The organism is Lunatimonas salinarum (genome assembly GCF_017811155.1).
GTDB classification, from domain to species: Bacteria; Bacteroidota; Bacteroidia; order Cytophagales; family Cyclobacteriaceae; genus Lunatimonas; species Lunatimonas salinarum.
Genome location: NZ_JACVCV010000066.1, coordinates 1 through 1,885, shown reverse-complemented (window position 1 = coordinate 1,885; position 1,885 = coordinate 1). Strand labels below are relative to the sequence as shown.

At 45.8% G+C, this 1,885-nt stretch carries 1 protein-coding gene; it reads left to right on the top strand.

Features of this window, described 5'->3' with window-relative positions:
* The first annotated feature begins 542 nt into the window (after positions 1-542).
* Complete coding sequence (gene ltrA, locus IAQ59_RS21850; protein ID WP_209332981.1) at positions 543-1,796, top strand: group II intron reverse transcriptase/maturase; 1,254 nt, start codon at positions 543-545, stop codon at positions 1,794-1,796.
* Positions 1,797-1,885: the final 89 nt, after the last annotated feature.

Sequence of the window (1,885 nt, the reverse complement as noted above, 5' to 3'; positions counted from 1 at the left end):
CGCAAAGGTGTGCTGTGAATGGCCGACAATCGTAGGTTGGCCAATGCTGTATAGAAGATGATGGTAGGCCCATCAGTATCGGCTTTCAAGGGCAGGTACAAAACCGCCTCTCGGTGCTTGGATAGTAATTGAAAGGTGCTGAACAGAAAGAGGAAAAGGCTGTCTAGAACAGTCAGGTAAGAACTAGGGAGACAAACGTAAGTGAACCTGTGTGGAAGTTGTGTGAGGGTGGCTACATTTTGTCAAAAGCTTGTATTCTTTGCTACAAGTGAAAAGCTGTAACGGGAGCTTGAATATTGGTTACAGGGCAAACGCAATTGAGCAGGTGTGAATCTAGTTTAGGCTTTTATACGGAACTCAGGAAGTCCTTATAGAATGCAAAGAGAACGGCACAAGTGGGAAGTACCCACGAGGCTTACAGTATCGATGTTTATAAGGATGACGGATGCTGTTGTAGTAGTGATGAAGTGTTTGTAATGAGCATGGAGTGAAGGACGGCAGACATACAGTTTCGAGTAAGTAAACAACTTGAGAAATTAAGGATGACAGATTTATTTGGAACAAAATCAAAACCTATTCCGATAACCAAGGACATGGTCAGGGAAGCCTATCGCAAGGTCAGGGCAAACAAAGGCAGTGCAGGAGTGGATGAAGTTTCATTGAAACATTTTGATGAAAACCTATCCAAGAACCTGTACAGGATTTGGAACCGAATGGCCAGCGGAAGCTATTTTCCCAAGCCCGTGAAAGAGGTTATCATACCCAAGAGCAATGGGGGAGAGCGAAAATTGGGCATTCCGAGCATCAGCGACAGAATAGCCCAGGAAGTAGTGAAAACCTATCTCGAACCACGATTAGAAGCGGAGTTTCTACCCCAATCGTATGGGTACAGACCCCACAGATCGGCACACCAGGCATTGGAAGAAGTACGGACCAATGTACGTCTGTATGCTTGGGTCATAGACATGGATATCAAGAGTTTCTTTGACGAAGTCAGCCACGGGTTGCTGATGAAAGCCGTGGAAAAGCATGTGCCGGAAAAGTGGGTGAGAATGTACATCCAACGATGGTTGGAAGCCCCCGTGCAAACCAAGGAAGGACTGGTTCACAAACAAGGGCAAGGTACACCACAAGGTGGAGTGATCAGTCCGCTGTTGGCCAATTTGTTCCTGCATTACGTGCTGGATAAATGGATAGAAAAGACCTTTCCTACCGTAAAATTTGTGCGGTATGCCGACGATATCGTGGTGCATTGCAAGAGCGAAAACCAAAGTCATTATGTTCTGGAAGGCATCAGGCGGAGACTGGGTGAATGCAGACTTCGGTTAAGCGAAGAGAAGACCAGGATAACCTATTGCCAGGACTACCGCCGTGAAAAGCGAACGGACTACCCAAAGAAGTTTGATTTTCTGGGGCACACGTTCAAGCCTATGTCAAAGAAAAGCAATAGGGATACAGGGGTTTTCTTGGGCTTTGATTGTCAAATGAGCATGAAGTCACGCAGCCGTATCATCGCAACTTGGAAAGAAATGGACTTTCATCGCGAAAGCACCTGGACGATCCAGGACCTTGCCAATCTACTCAATGCAAAATCCAGAGGGTTGATGAATTACTTCGGTAAGATGGAAACCAGGATGTTGGAGAGATTATTCCGACATTTGGACTATCGCATTGCAAAGTGGGTAAAGAATAAGTTTAAGAGATTACGAAGCTACCAAAAAGCATTCAATTGGCTGCGGGACATCAGGTCAGGCTATCCCAATATGTTTGTACATTGGTCAATCAGTAAAATCTGAATGATTGTATGTCAAGAGCCGTATGAGTCGAGAGGTTCACGTACGGTTCTGTGAGAGGCTTGGGCTGAAATGCGCTTGCCTACTCGACC

Bases quoted from the DNA above. Each gene is read 5' to 3' on its own strand.
- ltrA (WP_209332981.1), top strand. From the start codon at position 543: ATGACAGATTTATTTGGAACAAAATCAAAACCTATTCCGATAACCAAG.